This is a genomic window from Thalassotalea marina, from assembly GCF_014656435.1.
Lineage (GTDB): Bacteria > Pseudomonadota > Gammaproteobacteria > Enterobacterales > Alteromonadaceae > Thalassotalea_C > Thalassotalea_C marina.
On record NZ_BNCK01000003.1, the window covers coordinates 1 to 26,142 of the forward strand.

General features: G+C 41.2%; 17 protein-coding genes. 5 read left to right on the forward strand and 12 right to left on the reverse strand.

What is annotated here, in order from left to right; all coding sequences use genetic code 11:
* Positions 1–168: 168 nt before the first annotated feature.
* On the reverse strand, positions 169–684 hold the full coding sequence (locus tag IE199_RS06475; protein ID WP_189768411.1) for an outer membrane beta-barrel protein: 516 nt from the start codon (positions 682–684) through the stop codon (positions 169–171).
* Positions 685–947: 263 nt separating this feature from the next.
* Here IE199_RS06475 and IE199_RS06480 point away from each other — a divergent pair, with 263 nt between their 5' ends.
* Positions 948–1,415, forward strand: a complete 468-nt coding sequence (locus tag IE199_RS06480) for a hypothetical protein (protein ID WP_189768413.1) — start codon at positions 948–950, stop codon at positions 1,413–1,415.
* 56 nt (positions 1,416–1,471) lie between these two features.
* Here the strand turns inward: IE199_RS06480 and IE199_RS06485 are convergent, their stop codons facing one another.
* Together IE199_RS06485 and IE199_RS06490 are read right to left on the reverse strand one after the other, a co-directional pair.
* Positions 1,472–2,053, reverse strand: a complete 582-nt coding sequence (locus IE199_RS06485; RefSeq protein WP_189768414.1) for a hypothetical protein — start codon at positions 2,051–2,053, stop codon at positions 1,472–1,474.
* 267 nt (positions 2,054–2,320) lie between these two features.
* Positions 2,321–3,694, reverse strand: a complete 1,374-nt coding sequence (locus IE199_RS06490) for an MFS transporter (protein ID WP_189768416.1) — start codon at positions 3,692–3,694, stop codon at positions 2,321–2,323.
* A gap of 146 nt (positions 3,695–3,840) precedes the next feature.
* Here IE199_RS06490 and uvrA point away from each other — a divergent pair, with 146 nt between their 5' ends.
* From uvrA to IE199_RS06510, 4 genes are all read left to right on the forward strand, one after another.
* Complete coding sequence (uvrA, locus tag IE199_RS06495; protein ID WP_189768418.1) at positions 3,841–6,663, forward strand: excinuclease ABC subunit UvrA; 2,823 nt, start codon at positions 3,841–3,843, stop codon at positions 6,661–6,663.
* Positions 6,664–6,966: 303 nt separating this feature from the next.
* Positions 6,967–8,481, forward strand: a complete 1,515-nt coding sequence (locus IE199_RS06500; protein ID WP_373304783.1) for a leucyl aminopeptidase — start codon at positions 6,967–6,969, stop codon at positions 8,479–8,481.
* Between the two features lie 158 nt (positions 8,482–8,639).
* Positions 8,640–8,990, forward strand: a complete 351-nt coding sequence (locus IE199_RS06505) for a YciI family protein (RefSeq protein ID WP_189768422.1) — start codon at positions 8,640–8,642, stop codon at positions 8,988–8,990.
* On the forward strand, positions 8,990–10,177 hold the full coding sequence (locus IE199_RS06510; RefSeq protein WP_189768424.1) for an RNA polymerase sigma factor: 1,188 nt from the start codon (positions 8,990–8,992) through the stop codon (positions 10,175–10,177). The genes IE199_RS06505 and IE199_RS06510 overlap by 1 nt, the downstream gene beginning before the upstream one ends.
* 678 nt (positions 10,178–10,855) lie before the next feature.
* On the opposite strand, the gene tuf is transcribed toward IE199_RS06510, so the two are convergent.
* The 9 genes from tuf to rplA form a co-directional block, all read right to left on the reverse strand.
* Positions 10,856–12,040: an elongation factor Tu gene (gene tuf, locus IE199_RS06515; protein ID WP_189768426.1), complete on the reverse strand. Its 1,185-nt coding sequence runs from the start codon at positions 12,038–12,040 to the stop codon at positions 10,856–10,858.
* A gap of 214 nt (positions 12,041–12,254) precedes the next feature.
* Complete coding sequence (fusA, locus tag IE199_RS06520; protein WP_189768428.1) at positions 12,255–14,366, reverse strand: elongation factor G; 2,112 nt, start codon at positions 14,364–14,366, stop codon at positions 12,255–12,257.
* Positions 14,367–14,526: 160 nt separating this feature from the next.
* Positions 14,527–15,000, reverse strand: a complete 474-nt coding sequence (gene rpsG / locus IE199_RS06525; protein WP_189768430.1) for a 30S ribosomal protein S7 — start codon at positions 14,998–15,000, stop codon at positions 14,527–14,529.
* Between the two features lie 84 nt (positions 15,001–15,084).
* The gene (locus IE199_RS06530; protein WP_189768432.1) at positions 15,085–15,336 is read right to left on the reverse strand and encodes an uS12 family ribosomal protein; all 252 of its coding nucleotides are present in this window, start codon (positions 15,334–15,336) and stop codon (positions 15,085–15,087) included.
* Between the two features lie 272 nt (positions 15,337–15,608).
* Positions 15,609–19,829: a DNA-directed RNA polymerase subunit beta' gene (gene rpoC, locus IE199_RS06535; RefSeq protein ID WP_189768434.1), complete on the reverse strand. Its 4,221-nt coding sequence runs from the start codon at positions 19,827–19,829 to the stop codon at positions 15,609–15,611.
* Between the two features lie 103 nt (positions 19,830–19,932).
* Positions 19,933–23,961 (reverse strand): DNA-directed RNA polymerase subunit beta, encoded by a 4,029-nt coding sequence (rpoB, locus tag IE199_RS06540; protein ID WP_189768436.1) that lies wholly within the window; start codon positions 23,959–23,961, stop codon positions 19,933–19,935.
* 280 nt (positions 23,962–24,241) lie between these two features.
* Complete coding sequence (rplL, locus tag IE199_RS06545) at positions 24,242–24,610, reverse strand: 50S ribosomal protein L7/L12 (RefSeq protein ID WP_189768438.1); 369 nt, start codon at positions 24,608–24,610, stop codon at positions 24,242–24,244.
* An 81-nt stretch (positions 24,611–24,691) separates the two neighbouring features.
* On the reverse strand, positions 24,692–25,186 hold the full coding sequence (rplJ, locus tag IE199_RS06550) for a 50S ribosomal protein L10 (RefSeq protein ID WP_189768440.1): 495 nt from the start codon (positions 25,184–25,186) through the stop codon (positions 24,692–24,694).
* Between the two features lie 257 nt (positions 25,187–25,443).
* A complete protein-coding gene (gene rplA, locus IE199_RS06555) occupies positions 25,444–26,139 on the reverse strand; it encodes a 50S ribosomal protein L1 (RefSeq protein ID WP_189768442.1) in 696 nt (231 codons plus the stop codon).
* Positions 26,140–26,142: the final 3 nt, after the last annotated feature.

The window sequence follows — 26,142 nt, forward strand, 5'->3', positions numbered from 1 at the left end:
GTATTGAATTCTATATACGGCATGTGCCGAAAAGTTAACTTCCATCCCTATAGAATACAGGCAAAGGAGTCATTCATCCACGGGCATGCCCGTGGTGTTCTGGTTGCTACGCAACCCCTAAGATAAAGTTGGCAAACACTGTTTGCCAATTAACACCTGTCTGAAATATTAGAATTTGTAAGAGAAGCTAACACCTAGTGCATTTGTTTCGTCAAATCTTTGATATGATGCTTCCACCGCAGTAGCCTCATTAAATTGGTAACCTAAGCCAAGGCCACCACCCAGTTCCCAGTCACTTTCAGACTCGCTAAAATACTGAAATTTTGCAGTATATTTAGCATTGGTATAAGAAGGTGTTAAGAAAAAATAAGCTTGCTCGTTGATGGCAAATTGAGCACGTAAATCAATCGAGACAAAGCGATCTAATTCAACATCAATTTCTGCGCCATAAGCAAAATCGAATTCATCATCTTGTATGCCAAAGCCATAACGCGCTCCAACTAACCATTCCACTTTATCTGTCTTGTGAAAACTGTATTTGGCTTCAGCCACCAACGCGGTTAACTTAATTGTTTGATCATCTTCACTATTTGATAACTGAACCAAACCTGCACCCGCTTGCCACTGCGCTGCAGAGGTAAAAGATGCAAGTGATAATAATGAAGCTAATACTACCTTTTTCATATTTATGTCCTTTTTATCATTATGTTTGAGTAAATTACTCATTTTTTATTTTGTATGCTTTATCCGTGGTGCTTAAAATATTTAAGCGCGCGGATTATGAACTTGGCGACATAGCCAATCAAATACTTTTGTTATATTTTTGTTAAATATCGTAACAATGATATCTAAAAAGCCTGAACTGTTGCTGAGCAAGTCGATAACTATGGGTACTAATAAGCCTTAATACGTTTTAAATAGATGTATAATTTTAAGATCTACAACACATGAAAAATGCAATTAAAGCAGAGCTATTAGAACAGCTTAAGTCTTCCCTAATAGACGCTGAGCTAGCGGCTAAAAATGCCAGATTAGCGTCTATCGATGAACAGTCTGTCGCTGAAACTCAATACGATACATTAGCAATCGAAGCTTCATATTTAGCCGAAGGACAATCACGACGAGTTGATGAACTAAAGTTAAGTATTGAATTGATCAACAAGCTAATAATCGATGGTGGCAATGATATCGTAGGTATAGCAAGCCTAGTCACATTGAGTAAAAATGAAAATTTGTTATATTTCTTAGCCCCGACTGCTGCAGGTTATCGGTTGAATGTCGAAGAAAAACAGGTAGTCGTTATTACAGATAAATCTCCAATCGGAAGAGCGCTATTAGGCAAGGGGTTGGGCGATGAGATTCATTTAGTCTTAGGTAAAAATGTTATTGATGATGAAATATCAGCTATTATCTAAGGCAAAAAATAAGGTAAGCATAATACCTACCTTATTCATATGTAGAGCTCTTTGGGTTAATTAGAAGAAAACTCTAAACTGCCTTCTCCCGCAACAAACTCAAATTTGTTACTTAAAAAGCCATCAGTACCAGGACAATTATTTACATCTGCTTTTAAAAATAATGTACCTGAACTAATATTGGCAAACTCTCCGGTACCAGCAACAATATTCATTTGCTCAACACCTTGTAATGGCTCACCTGCGCTGCAAAAAGGGTCGCCTTGAGAGGGAATTAGAAAGTCTCCTTCCGAATACAAGGTACCTGACTTATCTTTGTTTACCATAGTATGAGCTAATGTTTGATTACTCATATTCATTACGCCAGTGTATTCACCCTTGATCACCAAACGTTTACGAATTCGGTTTTTGTCTTCCTCAGACAGCGCCGCCCAACCTTCACGTTTGAATACAACTTTGAACTTACCAACTTGTTTAGGTGCTTCACCAAGTGATACTCGGCTAACTTCTCGCGAATGACTAAACCCGCTAACAGGTACATATTTACCTTCTAATACACCTTCATTCGCATCTGCATACGCCATGGAAGAGAGACTAGAAAATAAGAGAGCTGAAGCAGTTATCAGTAGTGTTTTCATTTCCTTAAATCCTTGCAAATTTCATTAAAATCCATTGTCTACAAAATCCGTTGTTTGTAGACGGACGTCCAATGTAATTCATCAATAAATTCAAGACAAGAAGATATTGACCTTTAGCTTGTAAGTGAAATGACGATGAAAGTTAAGACTTTAGCCACGCCACTTGCGTGATTGTCAGATAAATATGAAGTAAAGGGCCAAAACACAGTACAGTGAACAATCGCCGTACTGTGCCTTAAAAGCGGGAACTACTATTTAAGAAAGGGATTAACTCAAGTTGGGTTTAAGCAATGATTTTACTTTTTTAAAATCAACTGTTTTTTCATCAACTTTTAAGTAAGCAACAGATTCCGCGTGAACTAACGTAGCTTCAATAACGCCCGGCATATTGATCAATTGTTCGGCGACATCATCTGCTTGTTGCTCACATGTAATTGTGGTTTTAAAGCTAAAGCTTTTTGATTTTTTCAGCTGCTTCATGCCTGTAGCGGCAATAAACCATAATAATCCACAACAGGCCATCACTAAAAAGATCATCGACTCGCCAAAATTACTCGCAATAAGGCCACCTAATACGCCACCGGCAAAAGCGCCCATAAATTGGCTACTTGAATAAATGCCCATCACAGTGCCTTTTTTTCCAGCAGGCGCTAAGCGCGATAAAATAGAAGGCATAGTCGCTTCTAAGTAATTAAAAGCAGTAAAAAACAAAATAACCAACACTACTAAATTAAATAGTCCAAGAGGTAAGTACCATAGGAAAATAAGCGTCAGTGAAAACAGTAATACAGCTAAAGAGAACATCTGTTTTTCTTTTTGTTTTCGAATGGCAAAAATCATAAACGGCACCATCAAGAAAAATGAGCCTAAAAGACTCGGTAAATATAGCTGCCAATGATCTTCTAAGGCTAAGCCAGCTTCAACAAACTGTTTTGGTAAAGTGACAAAACAAGCCGTCAATGCCATATGTAAAATGAATACGCCAATATTTAAACGAAAAAGTTGAGGATCGCGAATCAACTTAGTGATTTGCTCTGGTAAGGCAACATTATCGCCTCTGGGCGCTTTATTGACTGAATAAGGCACCATAAATTGAATCATTAACATGGCGCCAATAGTAAGTGCGCCAGTAAACCAAAATAGGCCAGCTAAACCAAATGATTCTGCAACTATTGGTCCCAATACCATAGCAAAAGTAAAAGATAACCCAATAAACATGCCTATAGTTGCCATAACTTTAGGACGTTGCTCTTCACGCGTTAAATCGGCTGCTAATGCCAATATTGCACTAGCAATAGCTCCCATACCTTGTAGCGCTCGGCCAATGACCACACCATAGATAGTTTCAGACATTGCCGCGACTACGCTACCAATTAGAAATACAACCAACCCTGCAAGAATAACCGGTTTTCGGCCGAATTTATCGGAAAGAATGCCCATAGGGATTTGTAATAATGCTTGTGTTAACCCATAAGCACCAATAGCTAGACCGATCCAAATTGGACTAAAACCGATCAGTTGCTCACCGTAGATAGCAAAAACCGGCAAGATCATAAACAGACCAAGCATCCGTAAGCCAAATACCGCAGCAAGTGAAAATGCGGCTCTTTTTTCGATATGATTTAACCCAGAGTGACTCATAAAACGTGGATTGACCTAAACTAAACAACTGATAAAAACCGCGCTAGTTTATCACGCCATTACGCTGAACAAAAACGGATATTCTTAATGCAGATAGTTGATTAAATATGCCATAATGGTCGGCTGCTATTCACCGTGGGATCATTATGAAAAAAATAGAAGTTCGTGGTGCGCGTACCCATAATCTGAAAAATATTAGTTTAGATATTCCGCGCGATAAATTAATCGTGATCACTGGCTTGTCAGGCTCAGGTAAATCATCTCTCGCCTTCGATACACTTTACGCTGAAGGACAACGTCGATACGTTGAATCGCTTTCTGCTTATGCCCGTCAGTTTTTGTCCCTAATGGAAAAGCCAGATGTAGATCACATTGAAGGTTTATCGCCAGCGATTTCCATTGAGCAGAAGTCTACTTCTCATAATCCACGTTCAACGGTGGGTACTATCACCGAAATTTACGACTATTTACGTTTGCTTTATGCACGTGTCGGTGAACCTCGTTGTCCAACGCACAACCAACCATTGGCTGCACAAACGGTTTCACAAATGGTCGACAAGGTGCTAGAGCTTGAAGAAGGCACCAAAGTGATGGTGTTAGCACCGGTATTGCAAAACCGAAAAGGTGAACACGTTAAACTTTTGGATAACTTAGCGGCTCAAGGTTATATTCGCGCAAGAATTGACGGTGAAGTTTGTGACTTATCGGATCCTCCAACACTAGAGTTGCACAAAAAGCACACTATCGAAGTAGTGGTTGATCGGTTGAAAGTTAGAGATGATATTCAATTGCGATTATCAGAGTCTTTTGAAACAGCGCTTTCATTAACTGCTGGGACTGCTCGAGTCGCATTCATGGATGAACCACAACGAGAGGAGCTACTGTTTTCAGCCAATTTTGCTTGTCCACATTGTGGTTATAGCATGCAGGAACTTGAACCTCGTTTATTTTCATTCAACAACCCAGCAGGCGCATGCCAAACCTGTGATGGTTTAGGTACACAACAGTTTTTTGATCCAAGCCGCGTGATTGGTAATCCAGAATTAAGTTTATCGGGCGGGGCAATTCGTGGTTGGGACAAACGCAACTTCTACTACTTTCAAATGTTGCAAGCATTGTCAGAACACTTCGGATTTGCCATTGATAAACCGTTTGAATCATTAGATAAAAAACACCAAGACATTGTTCTTCGCGGAAGTGGCAAGGAAGAAATTGAATTTAAATATATGAATGACCGTGGTGACATTGTTATTCGAAAACATCCGTTTGAGGGCATCCTCAATAATATGGATCGTCGCTATCGCGAGACAGAATCAAACGCAGTACGCGAAGAATTAGCAAAATACCTCAATAGCCAACATTGCCCTGACTGTAGCGGCTCACGTTTACGTTTAGAAGCGCGTAATGTCTTTATTGCTGACACCCCTTTGCATGCAATTACAGAGAAGTCGATTGCTGACGCATTGGCATTTTTTGAAGGCTTACATTTAACCGGTCAAAAAGGGCAAATTGCCGATAAAATTTTAAAAGAAATTAACGATCGTTTGGGCTTCTTAGTTAATGTTGGTTTAAATTATCTAAGTATGTCACGTAGTGCTGATACACTCTCAGGTGGTGAGGCACAGCGTATTCGACTAGCCAGCCAAATTGGTGCTGGGCTTGTTGGTGTAATGTATGTACTTGACGAACCATCAATTGGTTTGCATCAGCGCGATAACGAACGTTTACTTAAAACGCTTATTCACCTTCGCGATCTTGGTAATACCGTGATTGTAGTTGAACATGATGAAGACGCCATTCGTGCCGCGGATCACGTGATCGACATTGGTCCTGGCGCTGGTGTACATGGTGGTGAGATTATCGCTAGTGGCAGTGTAGAACAAGTTTTAGCTTGTGAACAATCGCTTACAGGTAAGTATTTATCGGGCAGAGAAGGCATTGAAGTGCCCAAAAAACGTACGCCATACGATAAAAAACAAGTGGTAGAGCTTAAAGGTGCTCGTGGCAACAATTTACAAGATGTTGATTTAACGATTCCTATTGGTTTAATGACTTGTGTGACTGGTGTTTCAGGCTCAGGTAAGTCGACATTAATTAACGATACCTTATACAAGCTTGCACACACGGCGTTAAACGGTGCAACAACGTCTGAGCCAGCTGCGCACGATAGTATTAAAGGTTTAGATCAACTCGATAAAGTTATTGATATTGATCAAAGCCCTATCGGCAGAACACCACGTTCGAACCCGGCAACCTATACCGGAATATTTACCAATATCAGGGATATTTTTGCCGGCACTCAAGAAGCGCGTTCTCGCGGATACAAACCAGGTCGTTTTAGTTTCAACGTTAAAGGTGGCCGTTGTGAAGCCTGTCAAGGTGATGGCGTTATTAAGGTTGAAATGCACTTTTTACCGGACGTTTACGTGCCCTGTGATGTATGTAAAGGCAAGCGCTATAACCGTGAAACCTTAGAAGTTAAATACAAAGGCAAAAGTATTCACGAAGTACTGGATATGACCATTGAAGATGCTACAGAATTTTTCTCAGCGATACCAGCAGTAAAACGTAAACTACAAACATTGATGGATGTAGGCTTGAGCTACATTAAGCTTGGCCAATCGGCGACGACATTGTCTGGTGGTGAAGCTCAGCGAGTTAAGTTATCTAAAGAGCTTTCTAAACGTGATACAGGAAAAACTTTATACATCTTGGATGAACCGACAACAGGTTTACATTTCCACGATATTAAGCAGTTATTACAAGTAATTCACCGATTGAGAGATCATGGCAACACTATAGTAGTGATTGAGCACAATCTAGACGTGATAAAAACGGCAGATTGGATCGTTGATTTAGGTCCAGAAGGTGGCTCCGGTGGAGGACAAATTTTAGTGACCGGAACACCGGAACAGGTTGCTGACCATACAGTTTCTCATACCGCTAGATTTTTAAAACCACTACTTTAATTACTCTTTTCATGGCATGACGCTAAATAATGCGGCATGCCATGACTAATCCCCCTTACAACGTATACATTACTGTTTAGAACGCGTATCATCGCCTCCAAATTTAACAAAGTGTTAACAACATAAATAACGCGCTTTTGCCAGGTGTGATCACACTGTTGCACTGAGCAATATTAGTCGATGGAATCGATATAACCATGGACTTTCACTATGTCGTGTAAAATATATCGTCTGTCGAAATACGCTTAACCTTTAGGTTAAAAAATCGTTAAATACAATTATTCGTAAACTATAAGAGTAGGTATTACCATGATCTCTAAATTTTCAAAAATTGCACTTGGCTTATCAGTATTAGGTGCTTCTGCTGTCGCTACTGCAGAAAACTTTACTTTTGAGTCGTCGGTGAAAACATCAACCGATACTTTAGTGCTATTCCACGCTAAAGATAAAGCATCATCACCATTTCAAGATTTTGACGGCAAAACAAATGGTCAACTAACAAAAGCGATCAAAGCCGCTGACTTTTCAGGTGCTTATGGTGCAATGGTAGAAGTACTAGCTCCAATTAACATCGATTATCAACGCGTAATCATCGTTGGTACTGGTAAAGAAGCGCTGACAAAAAACAAAGCGACAAAACTAGGTGGAAACCTTTCTGGCAAGTTAGAAAAAGACTACATCAAGTCAATTACTGTCGCTGCTGACGGTTTAGGTGAAAATGCTGAAACAGCTGCCTTAATTGCACACGGTATTAACCTTCGTGCATACCGCTTTGATGAATACCGTAAAGAAAAGCGTCAAGAGAAGTCTTTCTACTTTGACGTAGACAACGGTAATGACACTAAAAATGCATACAAGCCACTTAGCAACATTGAAGCCGGTGTATTTTTGGCGCGTGATTTAACCAGCGAAACAGCAACGGAATTAACACCGGTAGATTTTGCTAAAGAAGCGAAGAAGCTTAAAAAGTTAGGCGTAAAAGTTACAGTTCTTGATCCAAAAGACATCAAGAAATTAGGCATGGGCGCTTTAGAAGCCGTTGGCCGTGGTAGCAAAGATGGCTCACGTTTAGTCATTGCACATTACAAAAACAGTGACGATGCACCAATTGCCATCGCAGGTAAAGGTATCACCTTTGATTCAGGTGGTTACAACATTAAAACCCATAGCTCTATTGCTCACATGAAAGTTGACATGGCAGGTGCCGCTGCAGCTTTAGGTGCAGTAAAAGCGTTAGCGTTAAACGAAGAAAAAGTTAACGTAGTTGCTATTATGGCAATGGCTGCCAACATGGTGTCAGAAAATTCAGTTGCACCAGGTGACGTATTACGCACAGCTGAAGGTTTAACGGTAGAAATCACAAATACAGACGCAGAAGGCCGTTTAGTGCTTTCAGATGCACTTTGGTATGCTCGTGAAAAATACAGTCCTAGAGTATTAGTTGATTTGGCAACTTTAACCGGCTCTAAAGTAGGTGCAGTAGGTAATGAATACGCAGCGGTATTTTCTGAAGACGACGAGTTGGTTAAACAACTTACCTTCGCTGGTAAACAAGTAAATGAAAATTTGTGGCGCTTACCATTAGGCTACGGCGATATGTTAAAAAGTAATATTGCAGATTTAAGAAATACTGGTTCAGGTGGTCCTGGTGCGACTACAGCAGCGGCTTTCCTACAGCATTTTACCGGCGATGTTAAATGGGCTCACATTGACATTGCAGGTAATGCATTATCACATTCAAACAAAGGCGAAGTGCCAAAAGGCGGCACTGGCTACGGCGTTCGTTTGTTGACAGAGTGGATCCAAAACAACAAATAACTTATGTTGTTTTCACAAGAAAAAGAGCGCTTAGGTGCTCTTTTTTTTATCTGTAAAAAAAAATATAGTAAGGCTGTCGGGGATCAGTTTAGTTAATCGTCTTATTATTGAGTACAACCAATGTACTCAATACTAAACAACACTTATGGAGAAGAAAAATGCAATATTTATGTTTAATTTTTGAATCGGAAGCATTAGCTGCTCAACGCGATGAACAAGCTAACATGGCATTAATTCAAGAATACGGAAAATTTACTGAAGAAATTGAAGCCACGGGAAATCATATTGGCGGTGAAGCCTTAATGCCGACGGAAACAGCAACAACAGTAAGAGTTCGTAACGGCGAAACATTAATAACTGACGGTCCATTTGCGGAAACAAAAGAACAGCTAGGCGGTTATTACCTGATTGAAGCTGCGACTTTAGATGACGCTATCAGCATAGCTGCTAAGATCCCCTCTGCAAAAGATGGTTGCGTAGAAGTTAGGCCGGTAATGAAATTTGAATAATGGCATCATTCGATACGGATGTTAATGCCGCATACGGGACCGCATTTGCGGTCCTAACTAAGCGTTTTCAAGATATCCAACAGGTTGAAGACGCTCTACAGCATGCCTGTATTAAAGCGATGGAAAAACAGCAATTTGAAACTATCGCCAACGTTAAAGCTTGGTTAATTAAAGTCGCCACACATTACATTCTTGATGAACTCAAAAAGCACAAACCCGATTATGTAGAACATCTTGATACCATTAGCCCTGTTGATACAGCCTATGAATATGACGATGCTACGCTAGGATTAATATTTACCTGCTGTCACCCTAGCCTATCCCAAGATAATCAATTAGCGCTTTGTTTAAAATGGGTGATGGGCTTTGACAACGCAAGTATTGCTAGAGCGTTACTAATTAGTGATAAAACATTAGAACAGCGCATTACTCGAACTAAGCGAAAGATTAAAGCAAATAATATAGAGTTTAGCTTACCAACTCAGTCACACTTAAATACCCGTATAGATGCGGTGATGAAAGTGCTGTATTTAATTTTTAACGAAGGATATTTTGGCAATTCTGGACAGGTGTTAGTTTCAAATACACTGTGCAAGCAAGCAATATATCTAATGAAGCTAATATGCCGCACATATCGAGATAACGCTGCTTCTCATGCGCTACTAGCCCTGATGTTATTTATTCAAGCGAGAACTCCTGCTAGAGCAACTGATAAAGTCACTTTGTTAGAGCATCAAGATCGTACTAAATGGGATAGAGCAATGATCAGCGAAGCTGACATGCTATTGCAAAAATCTCTCAAACAAGATCGACCTACCAGTTACCATATTCAGGCAGCGATTGCAGGACTTCACAGCTTAGCGACAACTTATGAAAATACAGATTGGCAACAAATTGTGCTACTTTACGACAAGTTACTCACTTATGATTACTCGACAGCGATCATTGTTAATCAAGCAGTAGCCTTGATTCAAATTGACAGGTTAGAGCAAGCTCAAACAAAGCTTGATAATGTAGCGCCACTACTTTTGCACTACCCTCCTTATTTTATTGCATATGCGCATCTACTTGAACACCAAGGGTGTTATGGTGAAGCCATTGATAAACTCAATCAGGCAGTTTTATTAAGTAAAAGCGAAGCTGAAATAGCCTTTATCAAGGATAAAATTCAGTATCTTAAACATTAACACCAGTTGTTGTTTTCGATAACTTTAATTACTTCTGCTGCCAAAGGTAAAAAGGCCGCTTGCGCGACCTTTTTCTAGGATACATGGGTATTTAAATTATCGATTATTATTCGGGCTATCCCTGCCCTCACCGCTTCGCGGCCGCACAAAGTACGTTCAAAATTATTCCAGATAATTTTGTCGATGCTTTTCTTGAGGCAAGTGCTGATACAACACCTGCACCTACTTCTAATACGCCTAAACGTAAAAAAGGCCGCTTTCGCGACCTTTTTCTAAGATAGGTGCTTATCTAACTTATCGATTAGGCGATACTTTTCTTGAGGCAAGAGCTGATACAACACCTGCACCTACTTCTAATACGCCTAAACGTAAAAAAGGCCGCTTTCGCGACCTTTTTCCTAGGATAGATGTTTATCTAAATTATCGATTACTCGATGCTTTTCTTGAGGCAAGAGCTGATACAACACCTGTTTCTACTTTTAATAAGTCCTAACGTAAAAAAGGCCGCTTACGCGACCTTTTTCTAAGATAGGTGCTTATCTAACTTATCGATTACTCGATGCTTTTCTTGAGGCAAGAGCTGATACAACACCTGCACCTACTTCTAATACGCCTAAACGTAAAAAAGGTCGCTTTCGCGACCTTTTTCCTAGGATAGATGTTTATCTAAATTATCGATTACTCGATGATTTTTGATACAACACCAGCACCTACTGTACGACCACCTTCACGGATAGCGAAACGTAAACCTTCGTCCATCGCGATTGGGTTGATTAGCTCTACAACAAACTTTAAGTTGTCGCCTGGCATTACCATTTCTACACCTTCAGGAAGCTCTACAGCACCTGTGATGTCAGTTGTACGGAAGTAGAACTGTGGACGGTAGCCTTTGAAGAATGGCGTGTGACGACCACCTTCATCTTTTGTTAATACATAAACTTCTGATTCGAACTTAGTGTGTGGCTTGATTGAACCAGGCTTACATAGTACTTGACCACGTTGTACTTCATCACGCTTAGTACCACGTAATAATACACCACAGTTCTCACCTGCACGACCTTCGTCTAGAAGCTTACGGAACATCTCTACACCAGTACATGTTGTAGTCGTTGTATCTTTGATACCTACGATTTCTACATCATCACCTACTTTGATGATACCACGCTCTACACGACCTGTTACTACTGTACCACGACCTTGGATTGAGAATACGTCTTCAATTGGAAGAATGAAGTCACCATCAATCGCACGCTCTGGCTCTGGAATGTAAGTATCTAATTGCTCTGCAAGTTCTAATACTTTTGCTTCCCACTGAGCTTCGCCGTTTAACGCGCCTAAAGCTGAACCTTGGATAATTGGTAAGTCATCACCTGGGAAATCGTATTCAGAAAGAAGTTCACGTACTTCCATCTCTACTAATTCTAATAACTCTTCGTCATCTACCATGTCGCATTTGTTTAAGAATACGATGATGTAAGGTACACCTACCTGACGAGAAAGAAGGATGTGCTCACGTGTTTGTGGCATTGGGCCGTCTGTCGCCGCTACTACTAAGATAGCGCCGTCCATTTGGGCTGCACCTGTGATCATGTTTTTAACATAATCCGCGTGACCTGGACAGTCTACGTGCGCGTAGTGACGGTCTGCTGTGTCATACTCAATGTGAGAAGTATTGATCGTGATACCACGCTCACGCTCTTCTGGTGCATTATCGATTTGTGCGAAATCGCGTACTTCACCACCGTGAGTTTTAGTTAATACTGCTGAGATAGCAGCAGTTAGAGTTGTTTTACCGTGGTCAACGTGACCGATAGTACCAACGTTAACGTGCGGTTTCGAACGTTCAAATTTTTCTTTAGCCATTTTAAAATTACCTTAAAAGAAAGTACTTAAATTTAAATTTAATTTTTTATCTCTCAGCGAGAGTAAAAGACACAAAGTTGAGGTGCTAGATTGTAGGCAAGACACGCGGTCTTGTCAAAAAATGTACACACTTTATGCCCTAACACAAACTCACTGGGAGCTTGTTGTATTGTGAGTCGCCAAAATTTCAGCGACTCAAACCTTTTTAACTCGATTAAACGATGCCTCCACGGCCTTCGATAATTGAGTTTGCAACGACTTTAGGTGCTTCAGCATATTGCTTAAACTCCATAGAGTATGAAGCTCTGCCCTGTGTTGCGCTACGTAAATCTGTCGCATAGCCGAACATTTCGGCTAACGGTACCATTGCGTTAACAATTTTTAAACCAGCAGGACCTTCATCCATACCGTCAATCATACCACGACGACGATTTAAATCGCCAACAACGTCACCCATATTTTCTTCTGGCGTAGTTACTTCAACTTTCATCATTGGCTCAAGTAATACAGGAGAAGCTTCTAATGCACCTTTTTTAAAGCCCATTGAAGCGGCTACTTTAAACGCCATTTCATTAGAGTCAACATCATGATATGAACCATCATACAATGTTACTTTTACATCAAGCATAGGGAAACCAGCTAAAACACCAGAATCCATTTGCTCCCTACAACCCTTTTCAATTGCAGGAATATATTCTTTGGGTACCACACCGCCAACAATTTCGTTAACGAACTCGAAACCAGCGCCTTCTTCAAGTGGCTCCATTTTAAGCCATACATGACCGAATTGGCCTCGACCACCAGATTGACGAACAAATTTACCTTCAACCTCAACCGTTGAACGAATAGTTTCACGATAAGAAACTTGTGGTTTACCAACGTTACAATCAACGCTAAATTCGCGCTTCATACGGTCAACAATGATATCTAAGTGAAGTTCACCCATACCCGAAATAATGGTCTGACCAGTTTCATCGTCAGTTTCTACTCGGAAAGACGGGTCTTCTGCCGCAAGTTTAGATAAAGCTACGCCCATTTTCTCTTGGTCAGCTTTGGTTTTTGGTTCCACAGCAACAGAAATAACTGGCTCAGGAAACTCCATGCGTTCCAGCGTAATAACTTTAGAAGGATCACATAATGTGTCACCAGTTGTTACATCTTTTAAACCAATCGCGGCAGCAATATCACCAGCACGAACTTCTTTAATTTCTTGGCGATCATTAGCGTGCATTTGCACGATACGTCCAAAGCGCTCTTTTTTACCTTTGACCGGGTTATAAACACTGTCACCCGTTTGAACGACACCTGAATATACACGGAAGAAGGTAAGTGTACCCACATAAGGGTCTGTTGCAATCTTAAACGCTAATGCGGCAAATGGCGCTTTATCATCAGCTTCACGTGTACCTTCAGATTCTTCTTTATCGTCGTTAATACCTTTAATTGCAGTAACTTCTGTCGGAGAAGGTAAGTATTCAACAACTGAATCAAGTACAGCTTGAACACCTTTGTTCTTAAAAGCACTACCACAGGCTGTTAATACAATTTCATTAGCCAATGTACGTTTACGAAGGGCCGCTTTAATTTCCGCCTCAGTTAAGTCACCTTCTTCAAGGTACTTTTCCATTAACTCTTCGTCAGCTTCAGCCGCTTCTGAGACAAGGTTCTCACGCCACTCATCAGCTAAATCTTGTAGGTCGGCTGGAATATCTTCATAAGTGAAGGTCATACCTTGATCAGCTTCGTTCCAGTTGATGACCTTCATTTTGATCAGGTCGATAACACCAGAAAATTCTTCTTCAGCGCCAACAGCCAATTGGATAGGTACCGCATTAGCACCTAAGCGATCTTTCATCTGTTTGACAACATTAAGGAAATTCGCACCCGCTCGGTCCATTTTATTAACAAAGACCATGCGAGGAACAGCGTACTTTTCCATTTGACGCCAAACAGTTTCAGTTTGAGGTTGTACACCAGAAGAGCCACACAATACTAGTACAGCACCATCAAGTACACGCAGTGAGCGCTCTACTTCGATAGTAAAATCAACGTGTCCAGGAGTATCGATGATATTAATGCGGTGTTCTTCAAATTGCGCATCCATACCACGCCAAAAACAAGTTGTTGCAGCCGAGGTAATAGTGATACCACGCTCTTGCTCTTGTTCCATCCAATCCATGGTTGCGGCACCATCGTGCACTTCACCGATTTTATGTGATAGGCCCGTGTAAAATAATACACGTTCTGTTGTTGTCGTTTTACCGGCGTCTACGTGAGCACAAATACCAATGTTACGGTAACGCTCTATAGGGGTTGTACGAGCCACTTATTATTCCTCAAATCTTTAAAGATATAGTCAAATAATCTCAAGCTTAGCGTAGGAAATGCCCATAATAAGACTATTTGACTAGTTCCTAGTGTAGAAAAGCGTAGTTACCGTTTTATGAACTTCGGTAACTACGCTATCCATTAGTTTACTATCGTGATTACCAGCGATAGTGTGCGAACGCTTTGTTCGCTTCGGCCATACGGTGAACGTCTTCACGTTTCTTAACCGCTGAACCTTTGCTTTCAGATGCATCTAACATCTCGTTAGCAAGGCGTTGAGCCATTGATTTTTCACCACGTTTACGAGCTGCTTCAACTAACCAACGCATGGCTAGCGCGTTACGACGAACTGGACGAACTTCAACTGGAACTTGGTAAGTAGAACCACCAACACGACGAGACTTAACTTCCACTTGTGGGCGGATGTTTTCTAAAGCTTCTTCAAAAAGCTCTAAGTGTTCTTTCTCGTTGTTTTTTTCCGCTAAGATGTCTAATGCACCGTATACGATTTTTTCTGCAACAGCTTTTTTACCATCAACCATAAGGATGTTGATGAATTTTGCTAATAGTTCATTTCCGAACTTCGGATCAGGTAAGATTTTACGCTGACCGACGACGCGTCTTCTTGGCATTTTAAATTCTCCGAATTAGCTTCAGGATATACCCAAAACAATTAATAAATAAAAGTTAGTTTGGCCTTACTTGACGGAGAACCGTTAAGATTTAGGGCGCTTAGCACCGTACTTAGAACGGCCTTGTCTACGATCGTTAACACCTGAACAGTCAAGTGCGCCACGAACAGTGTGATAACGTACACCAGGTAAGTCTTTAACACGACCACCACGGATCAAGATAACGCTATGCTCTTGTAAACCACGACGTTGCGGACATGCATCTAACGCTGGAACGTTAGACTTCGCAACTTTTCTGACACGCGGTTTGCGTACCAATTGGTTAATAGTTGCCATTATAGCTCCTGATTAATTAAAACTTGTGCTCAGCAAATCATGCTTTGCACTCTCTTAAACGTGAAAAATCAAACCTTTTAAACTGACGTTATAGCTAACACAGAATAAAAGGTCGCAGAATTCTAATGGTCAAGCTATGAACTGTCAAGAAAAACAGCAAAAGGATCCTTATCAGTTTATTTATGATCATTAGTAAATATTTGGAGGGGTAAAAATAAAAAAGCCGTAGCATGATGACTACGGCTTTATTTTAAAGATTTCTACAAGAAGTCTTATTCGTCTGCGCTACCAGCTTCTAAATCAGCATTTAACGCATCAGTCAAGGCTTGTGCAGCTTCATCAGCTGAAACAGTTACTTCTGGCTCAACCTCTGCAGCACGCTTACGTGCACGATCTTGGTGGTACGCATAACCTGTACCAGCTGGGATCAAGCGACCAACAATAACGTTTTCTTTCAAACCACGAAGTGAATCTTTCTTACCACTTACTGCCGCTTCAGTTAGAACACGTGTTGTTTCTTGGAACGACGCAGCTGAGATAAACGATTCAGTTGCAAGTGATGCTTTAGTGATACCCATCATTTGAATTTCGAATTCAGCTGGCTGTTTGCCTGCTGCTTCTAATTCACGGTTTGCGATGCGTACACGTGCTACTTCAACTTGCTCACCTTTCAAGAATTCAGAGTCACCAGCATCCATGATTTCACACTTACGGATCATCTGACGAACGATAACTTCAATGTGCTTATCGTTGATCTTAACACCTTGTAGGCGGTAAACGTCTTGTACTTCGTTTACGATGTAATTAGCAACAGGTGCTACACCACGTAATCGTAAGATGTCATGTGGAGACTCTGGACCGTCGGCAATAACTTCACCTTTTTGTACAGATTCACCTTCGAACACGTTAAGTTGACGCCATTTAGGAATCATCTCTTCGTATACTTCACCACTTTGTTGTGTGATTAGTAGACGACGCTTACCTTTTGTTTCTTTACCGAAACCGATAATACCCGTTTTCTCTGCAAGAATAGCAGGCTCTTTAGGCTTACGAGCTTCAAATAAGTCAGCAACACGTGGAAGACCACCGGTAATATCACGAGTTTTCGAAGACTCTTGTGGAATACGTGCTAACGCGTCACCGATGCTTACTTCCGCACCATCTTCTAGGTTAACAATCGCGTTACCTGGTAAGAAGTATTGTGCTGGGATATCAGTACCCGCAATCATCACATCGTTGCCTGCAGCGTCAATTAGTTTAACCATAGGGCGCATTTCTTTACCCGCAGAGCTACGTTGACCCGCGTCAGTGATTACGATGCTAGAAAGACCTGTTAACTCATCCGTTTGACGAGTCATTGTTAAACCTTCTACTAGGTCTACAAACTTGATCTTACCTTGTACTTCCGTAATGATTGGATGCGTATGAGGATCCCAGTTTGCAACGGTATCACCCGCTTCAATCGACTCACCATCAGCTTTGCTAAGTACAGTACCGTAAGGAACTTTATAACGCTCTTTCTCACGACCCAGTTCGTCAATTACTGTAAGCTCAGTTGAACGAGAGGTAATAACTACTTTGCCATCAGAGTTCGTTACGAACTTAGCATTTTGTAATTTCAATGTACCTTTGTTCTTAACTTGTACACTGTTTTCAGCAGACGCTCGAGATGCCGCACCACCGATATGGAACGTACGCATCGTTAACTGTGTACCCGGCTCACCAATTGATTGAGCAGCTACAACACCAATTGCTTCACCTTGGTTGATCAGGTGACCACGTGCTAAGTCACGACCGTAACATAATGCACAGATACCGTAATCAGTAGAACAAGTGATGATTGAACGTACTTTAACTTGGTCTACAGAATGCTCTTCTAACGTGTCACATAATTGCTCATCAATTAATGTGTTACGAGGAAGTAATACTTCTTCTGTACCAGGGATCATTACGTCTTCAGCTACTACACGACCTAAAACACGCTCACGTAACGGCTCAACAACATCGCCACCTTCGATTAGTGGTGTCATTAATAGACCGTCTTCAGTGCCACAGTCTTTTTCAGTAACAACCAAATCTTGTGCAACGTCTACAAGACGACGTGTTAAGTAACCCGAGTTAGCTGTCTTAAGTGCCGTATCGGCAAGACCCTTACGAGCACCGTGAGTAGAGATAAAGTACTGAAGTACGTTTAGACCTTCACGGAAGTTCGCCGTAATTGGTGTTTCAATGATTGAGCCATCTGGCTTAGCCATTAGACCACGCATACCCGCTAACTGACGGATCTGAGCGGCACTACCACGAGCCCCCGAGTCAGCCATCATGTAGATTGAGTTGAATGAGTCTTGCTCTTCCATCTCACCATCACGGTTTAATACTTGATCTTTCGATAAGTTATCCATCATCGCTTTAGAAACTTTTTCGTTAGCTGATGACCAAATATCGATAACTTTGTTGTATTTTTCACCTGCAGTTACAAGACCTTGCTCAAACTGAGCTTGAATTTCTTCTACTTCTTCTTCCGCAGATTCGATGATAGTGTACTTCTCATCAGGAATTACCATGTCATCGATACCAACTGACGCACCAGCTACCATCGCGTAATGGAAACCTGTGTACATAATGTGGTCAGCAAAGATAACTGTGTCTTTAAGACCCAAGTTACGGTATGCATGGTTAATTAAGCGAGAAATTGGCTTTTTACCCAACGGCTGATCAATTAAGTCGTAAGGTAAACCTTTTGGACAAACTTGCCATAAGATTGCACGGCCAACCGTTGTATCACGCAATGACGTATTTGCAATTAGCTCACCGTCACTGTTTGCAACATATTCAGTGATACGAATTTTAACGCGAGCATGAAGGTCAGCAACACCTGTGCGGTATGCTTTTTCAGCTTCTTTCGTATCAGTGAACACCATACCTTCACCCAACGCATTTACGCGGAAACGTGTTAGGTAATAAAGACCTAATACAACGTCTTGTGAAGGAACGATAATTGGATCACCGTTTGCAGGAGATAACACGTTGTTCGTCGACATCATCAACGCACGCGCTTCTAATTGCGCTTCAAGCGTTAATGGTACGTGAACAGCCATTTGGTCACCATCGAAGTCAGCGTTATATGCCGCACACACTAATGGGTGTAGGTGAATCGCTTTACCTTCGATTAATACTGGTTCAAATGCTTGAATACCTAATCTGTGAAGTGTTGGTGCACGGTTAAGTAATACTGGATGTTCACGAATTACTTCGTCTAATACATCCCATACTTCTGCGCCTTCACGCTCAACTAATTTCTTAGCTGCTTTAATAGTAGTTGCTAAGCCACGTGCTTCTAACTTGCCATAGATAAATGGTTTGAATAATTCAAGTGCCATTTTCTTAGGAAGACCACATTGGTGAAGACGAAGCGTTGGACCAACGGTAATTACAGAACGGCCAGAATAGTCAACACGCTTACCTAGAAGGTTTTGACGGAAACGACCTTGCTTACCTTTGATCATATCAGCAAGTGATTTTAATGGACGCTTGTTAGAGCCAGTGATTGCACGACCACGACGACCATTATCTAATAACGCATCAACAGACTCTTGTAACATACGCTTTTCGTTACGTACGATAATGTCTGGTGCTACTAGGTCTAAAAGACGCTTCAAACGGTTGTTACGGTTGATAACACGACGGTAAAGGTCATTCAAATCAGACGTAGCAAAACGGCCACCGTCTAGTGGAACTAGTGGACGTAAATCTGGCGGAAGAATAGGAAGAACAGACATGATCATCCATTCTGGTTTGTTACCAGATTGAGCGAATGCTTCCATTAACTTCAAGCGCTTAGTGATTTTCTTACGCTTAGTTTCTGAACCGATTTCAGGTAACTCTTCACGCATTTGTGAAATTTCACCTTCTAAATCGATTTGTTGAAGAAGTGCTAATACCGCTTCTGCACCCATTAATGCGTCGAACTCGTCACCGTGTTCTTCTAATGCATCTAAGTACTCTTCTTCAGTTAAGATTTGGCTCTTTTCAAGAGACGTCATACCTGGCTCTGTCACCACGTATGATTCAAAATAAAGTACACGTTCAATATCACGTAGCGTCATGTCTAATAAAAGACCGATACGTGATGGAAGTGATTTTAAGAACCAGATGTGAGCAACTGGGCTTGCTAGTTCAATATGACCCATACGGTCACGACGAACTTTAGTTAATGTAACTTCTACACCACACTTTTCACAAATAACACCACGGTGCTTCAAACGCTTGTATTTACCACAAAGACATTCGTAGTCTTTTACCGGGCCGAAAATACGCGCACAGAATAAACCGTCACGCTCTGGTTTAAACGTACGGTAGTTAATCGTTTCTGGCTTTTTAACTTCACCAAATGACCAAGAGCGGATCATGTCTGGTGATGCTAATCCGATGCGAATACCATCGAATTCGTCTGTTTGATTTTGTTGCTTAAGAAACTTAAGTAAATCTTTCACACTCTATCTCCTGTCGGAGTTAATCTTGAGAAGTAGGTAGCACAGCTACCTACTCCGTTTACTGACTATTACGCTAAGTAATGTTCAGTTAATCCCGTTCCAATTACTCTTCGTCTAATTCAATGTTGATACCTAAAGAGCGGATCTCTTTAAGTAATACATTGAATGACTCAGGAATACCTGGTTCCATACGGTGATCGCCGTCAACAAGGTTTTTGTACATTTTAGTACGACCGTTTACGTCATCCGACTTAACCGTCAACATTTCTTGTAGGGTATAAGCAGCACCATATGCTTCTAATGCCCATACCTCCATCTCACCGAAACGCTGACCACCGAATTGCGCCTTACCACCCAACGGTTGTTGAGTAACAAGACTGTACGAACCAGTAGAACGAGCATGCATCTTGTCATCAACTAAGTGGTTTAGTTTCAACATGTACATGTAACCAACAGTTACTGGACGCTCAAACTGACGACCAGTACGACCATCAGTTAACGTGAACTGACCGCTTTCTGGCATATCTGCTAGTTTGAATAATTCTTTGATCTCTTTCTCACTTGCACCATCAAATACTGGTGTAGCAATTGGAAGACCTGCACGTAAGTTATCAGCCAAGCGCATAACTTCATCATCTGAGAAGCTATCAATGTCTACGTCTTGACGTGACTCACCTAAGTTGTAAACCTCTTTCAAGAATTCACGTAACTTAGCGATTTCACGTTGCTCTTCAAGCATACGGTTAATCTTTTCACCGATACCACGAGCAGCCATACCTAAATGCGTTTCAAGGATCTGACCGATGTTCATACGAGACGGTACACCCAATGGGTTAAGTACGATATCTACCGGAACACCATTTTCGTCATATGGCATATCTTCCACAGGTACAACGTTAGAGATAACACCCTTGTTACCGTGGCGACCAGCCATTTTATCACCTGGCTGAATACGACGTTTAACCGCAAGGTAAACCTTAACAATCTTAAGAACACCTGGTGCTAAATCATCACCTTGAGTGATCTTACGACGCTTAACTTCATATTTCTTATCGAAGTCAGCTTTGATGTTGTCGTATTGCTCAGCAATTTGCTCAAGCTCAGATTGTTGGTCTTCGTTTGCTAGGTTTTGTAGTAACCAACGATCACGAGACATACCATTTAATTCAGACTCGTTAAGACCTGCAGAAAGAAGCAATTTCTTCGCACGTGCATAAATACCGTCTTCTAAAATAGAGAACTCATCACCTAAATCTTTCTTAACTTCTTTAAGCTGCATTTCTTCAATTTCTAATGCACGCTTGTCTTTCTCTACACCGTCACGGGTAAAGATTTGTACGTCGATGATAGTACCTGATACTGAGTTAGGTACACGTAAAGAGCTGTCCTTAACATCAGCTGCTTTTTCACCAAAAATCGCACGTAGAAGTTTTTCTTCTGGCGTTAATTGTGTTTCACCTTTAGGTGTTACTTTACCTACTAAGATGTCGCCACCTTTAACTTCAGCACCGATGTACACAACACCAGATTCATCAAGCTTGCTTAGTGCTGACTCACCAACGTTTGGAATATCTGAAGTAATTTCTTCAGCACCTAACTTAGTGTCACGCGCAATACAGCTTAACTCTTGAATATGGATAGTAGTAAAGCGGTCTTCTTGTACAACACGCTCAGATAACAACATTGAATCCTCAAAGTTGTAACCGTTCCAAGGCATGAATGCCAAGCGCATGTTTTGACCAAGTGCTAATTCACCTAAGTCAGTAGAAGGACCATCAGCAAGTACGTCACCACGAATCACTGGCTCACCCATACGTACTGTTGGACGCTGGTTGATACATGTGTTTTGGTTTGAACGTGTGTATTTTGTTAAGTTGTAAATGTCGATACCTGCTTCACCTGGTACCATTTCATCTTCATTTACTTTAACAACGATACGTGACGCATCTACGTAATCAATAACACCACCACGTTTTGCTACTGCCGTTACACCTGAATCAACAGCAACAATTTTTTCCATACCTGTACCGACAAGTGGCTTGTCTACTTTTAACGTAGGAACCGCTTGACGTTGCATGTTTGAACCCATCAATGCACGGTTAGCATCGTCGTGCTCTAGGAATGGAATTAGTGATGCAGCAACCGATACGATTTGTTGTGGCGATACGTCCATATATTGAACTTGGTCAGCCGACATTAACGTAAATTCGTTTTTGTGGCGACATGGTACTAGACCATCAACAAGCTTACCGTTTTCGTCAACTTCAGCGTTAGTTTGAGCGATAACAAAGTTACCTTCTTCAATTGCTGATAAGTAATCTACTTCGTCAGTTACCACACCATCAACGATTCTACGATAAGGAGTTTCTAAGAAACCGTAGTCATTAGTACGTGCATAACAAGAAAGCGAGTTGATCAAACCGATGTTTGGACCTTCAGGCGTTTCGATTGGACATACACGACCGTAGTGAGTTGGATGAACGTCACGTACTTCGAAGCCAGCACGTTCACGTGTTAAACCACCTGGGCCTAATGCAGAAATACGACGCTTATGAGTTACTTCTGATAACGGGTTGTTTTGATCCATGAACTGAGATAGTTGTGAAGAACCAAAGAATTCTTTAACAGCAGCAGAAATAGGCTTAGCGTTGATTAAGTCTTGTGGCATTACAGCATCAAGATCACCTAAGCTTAAACGTTCACGCACGGCACGTTCAACACGAACAAGACCAACACGGAATTGGTTTTCAGCCATTTCACCTACAGAACGAATACGGCGGTTACCTAAGTGGTCAATATCATCCACTTCACCTTTACCGTCACGAATATCAATCAATGTTTTCATTACTTTGATGATATCGTCGTTCGAAAGTGTACCTTCGCCTGTTTCTTCGTTGATGCCAACACGACGGTTGAACTTCATACGACCTACCGTTGATAAGTCATAACGCTCTAACGAGAAGAACAGGTTAGCAAATAACGCTTCAGCAGCATCTTTTGTTGGTGGCTCGCCTGGGCGCATCATACGATAAATTTCAACTAATGCTTCTAGGCGGTTAGTTGTAGTATCGATACGCACTGTATCTGACATATATGAACCAACATCAAATTCGTTCATATAAAGTGTAGAGATTTTCTTGTAACCAGCTTGGCTTAATGCTGCTAACAATTCTAAAGTAATTTCTGCGTTAGCGTCTGCAATCAATTCACCTGTTGACTCATCAACATAAGGCTTAGAAAGTACTTTACCTACGATGTAATCTGCAGGTACTTCTAACTCGCTAACATTTTCTTTTGATAAAGAACGAATATGACGAGCTGTAATACGACGGCCTTGTTCTACTAAAACGTCGCCATTTGGCATTTTAATGTCAAATGTTGCAGTTTCACCGCGTAAACGTTCTGGCACAAGCTCCATAATTAGCTTGTCACCTTTAATTTCGTAGTCCGTAGTGTCGTAGAACATGTCTAAGATTTCTTCCGTGCCATAATCTAATGCACGTAAGATAATAGACGCTGGTAACTTACGACGACGGTCTATACGAACGAATAAGTTATCTTTAGGATCAAATTCGAAATCTAACCAAGAACCGCGGTAAGGAATAACGCGAGCGTTATACAATACTTTACCAGAAGAGTGTGTTTTGCCTTTATCGTGATCGAAAAATACACCCGGTGAACGGTGTAATTGAGAAACAATAACACGCTCAGTACCATTAATGACAAATGTACCATTGTCAGTCATTAATGGGATTTCACCCATATATACTTCTTGTTCTTTGATATCTTTGACAGTACCTGCTGGTGCTTCTTTATCATAAATTACTAAACGTAATTTAACGCGAAGAGGCGCAGAGTATGTTACACCACGAATTTGACATTCTTTCACGTCAAATAGTGGCTCGCCTAGACGATAGCTTACATATTGTAATTCTGAGCTACCAGAGTAGGCTTTAATTGGAAAAATAGAACGAAACGCTGCTTCTAAACCGGTTTCGCCTGCCGGATCAACATCAATAAACTTACGGAAAGATTCGAGTTGGATAGATAACAAGAATGGATAATCCATTACTTGCGCGCTTTTACCAAAGTCCTTTCGAATTCGTTTCTTCTCAGAGTAAGAGTAAACCATGGGGTTCCTCAGCTTGCTGGTTATGGCCGAATCTGCCTAAAAATACCAATTGGACTAAATAATTGATCAAACTGACTTTTTGACCACTTATCTAATCCAATTGGTATCAGACAGGGTATTGCTGTAATGTTTTCACATCAAATAATGCACTGTTTTCGTTTAAAAAAAAACCTTTATGCTGTTGCTTTTTAAAAAACGATATTCTTTAGCGCAAAAAGGCCGGTGACGTTTAAATCACCAGCCAGTGCCTTTTCAGGCAAATAATCTGTAGCTAAACAGATTATTTAAGTTCAACAGTAGCGCCTGCTTCTTCAAGTTCTGCTTTAAGAGCTTCAGCTTCTGCTTTGTCGATACCTTCTTTAAGCGCTTTAGGTGCACCTTCAACAAGCTCTTTAGCTTCTTTAAGGCCAAGACCAGTAGCACCACGTACCGCTTTGATTACTGCAACTTTCTTATCGCCGAAACCAGTTAAGATTACGTCGAATTCAGTTTGCTCAGCAGCAGCAGCGCCAGCATCGCCAGCAGCAGCTACAACAGCAGCAGCAGCAGTTACGCCGAACTTCTCTTCCATTGCTTCGATTAGTTCAACAACTTCCATTACTGACATTTCAGCAATTGCGTTTAGGATATCGTCTTTAGAAATAGACATTTTCAATTTCCTGTTTAAATGACAGCCTTATTGGCTGTGTAATAACTATTAATACAAAAAGCTTGTGTTGTATAACAACGATTAAGCAGCTTCTTGCTCTTTCTGATCGCGGACTGCAGCAATAGTGCGAACAAGCTTGCCTGCAGATGCTTCTTTCATAGCGCTCATTAAGCGTGCAATAGCTTCGTCGTAAGTAGGTAGCGTAGCTAGTACTTCAACGTCTACTGTTTCACCTTCGTATGCAGCTGCTTTAAGTTCAAATGCTTCGTTTTCTTTAGCGAAGTCTTTGAAGATACGTGCAGCAGCACCTGGGTGCTCGCTTGAAAATGCAATTAGTGAAGGACCAACGAAAGTCTCAGTAAGACATTCGAAAGGAGTACCTTCAACAGCACGGCGTGCTAAAGTGTTGCGAACAACCTTCATCCATACACCGTTTTCACGTGCAGTAGCACGTAAAGTTGTAATTGCGTCAACTGTAACACCGCGTGAGTCGGCAACTACAGCTGATAGAGCGCCTTCGGCAGCTTCTTGAACTTCAGCAACAATTGCTTTTTTGTCATCAAGATTGATAGCCATTGGCTTTAACTCCTGGTTCAACCGGATAAACCGGTATTAACTTCTCCCCAAGTTTCCTTGAGGGCTTTACGGCGAAGCCAGAAATTTATAGGAAATATCTGGGTAATCACCATCTACGCAGGAAAAATATTAAGTGTTTACCACTCCTGCGGTCTTTGACGGGGCTGTATAAACAGCACCTACCAAAATTTAAGGGGCGAAAGTATAGTTTATAATTTCGCCCAAGTAAAGTTCCAATTACTTGGCTTTACTGAAAATTAAAGTACTAAGCTACTTTGGTCTACAGATACACCTGCACCCATAGTAGTAGAAACTGAAACTTTCTTAATGAATTGACCTTTAGCATTAGCAGGCTTAGCTTTCTTAAGCGCTTCTAATAATGCTTCTAAGTTTTCTTTTAACTTAGCGTCGTCAAAATCAACCTTACCGATTGTAGTATGGATGATACCGTTCTTGTCGTTACGGTAGCGAACTTGGCCCGCTTTTGCGTTGTTAACAGCAGTTACAACGTCAGGAGTTACCGTACCAACTTTCGGGTTAGGCATAAGACCACGTGGGCCTAAGATTTGACCTAATTGGCCCACAACGCGCATTGCATCTGGAGTTGCAATTACTACGTCGAAGTCCATTTGACCTGCTTTAACTTGCTCAGCAAGATCGTCCATACCAACGATGTCAGCACCAGCTTCTTTTGCTTTGTCAGCGTTTGCACCTTGAGTAAATACTGCAACACGTACGTCACGACCAGTACCGTGTGGTAATACAGTAGCACCACGAACGTTTTGGTCTGATTTACGAGCATCAATACCTAGGTTTACAGCAACGTCAACACTTTCACGGAAGTTAGCAGTTGCTAATTCTTTTAAAAGAGCTAAAGCTTCGTTGATTTCATAATCTTTTAATACGTCTACTTTTTCACGGATAAGACGAGCGCGCTTTGATAATTTAGCCATTGA

What these genes read in the sequence shown, in the direction of transcription:
- rplJ (WP_189768440.1), bottom strand. Translation starts at nt 25,186, where the DNA reads ATGGCTATCAATCTTGATGACAAAAAAGCAATTGTTGCTGAAGTTCAA.
- uvrA (WP_189768418.1), top strand. Translation starts at nt 3,841, where the DNA reads ATGAAAAAAATAGAAGTTCGTGGTGCGCGTACCCATAATCTGAAAAAT.
- rplA (WP_189768442.1), bottom strand. Translation starts at nt 26,139, where the DNA reads ATGGCTAAATTATCAAAGCGCGCTCGTCTTATCCGTGAAAAAGTAGAC.
- IE199_RS06510 (WP_189768424.1), top strand. Translation starts at nt 8,990, where the DNA reads ATGGCATCATTCGATACGGATGTTAATGCCGCATACGGGACCGCATTT.
- rplL (WP_189768438.1), bottom strand. Translation starts at nt 24,610, where the DNA reads ATGTCTATTTCTAAAGACGATATCCTAAACGCAATTGCTGAAATGTCA.
- IE199_RS06530 (WP_189768432.1), bottom strand. Translation starts at nt 15,336, where the DNA reads ATGGCAACTATTAACCAATTGGTACGCAAACCGCGTGTCAGAAAAGTT.
- rpoB (WP_189768436.1), bottom strand. Translation starts at nt 23,961, where the DNA reads ATGGTTTACTCTTACTCTGAGAAGAAACGAATTCGAAAGGACTTTGGT.
- IE199_RS06505 (WP_189768422.1), top strand. Translation starts at nt 8,640, where the DNA reads ATGCAATATTTATGTTTAATTTTTGAATCGGAAGCATTAGCTGCTCAA.
- IE199_RS06480 (WP_189768413.1), top strand. Translation starts at nt 948, where the DNA reads ATGAAAAATGCAATTAAAGCAGAGCTATTAGAACAGCTTAAGTCTTCC.
- IE199_RS06475 (WP_189768411.1), bottom strand. Translation starts at nt 684, where the DNA reads ATGAAAAAGGTAGTATTAGCTTCATTATTATCACTTGCATCTTTTACC.
- rpsG (WP_189768430.1), bottom strand. Translation starts at nt 15,000, where the DNA reads ATGCCAAGAAGACGCGTCGTCGGTCAGCGTAAAATCTTACCTGATCCG.
- IE199_RS06490 (WP_189768416.1), bottom strand. Translation starts at nt 3,694, where the DNA reads ATGAGTCACTCTGGGTTAAATCATATCGAAAAAAGAGCCGCATTTTCA.
- IE199_RS06485 (WP_189768414.1), bottom strand. Translation starts at nt 2,053, where the DNA reads ATGAAAACACTACTGATAACTGCTTCAGCTCTCTTATTTTCTAGTCTC.
- tuf (WP_189768426.1), bottom strand. Translation starts at nt 12,040, where the DNA reads ATGGCTAAAGAAAAATTTGAACGTTCGAAACCGCACGTTAACGTTGGT.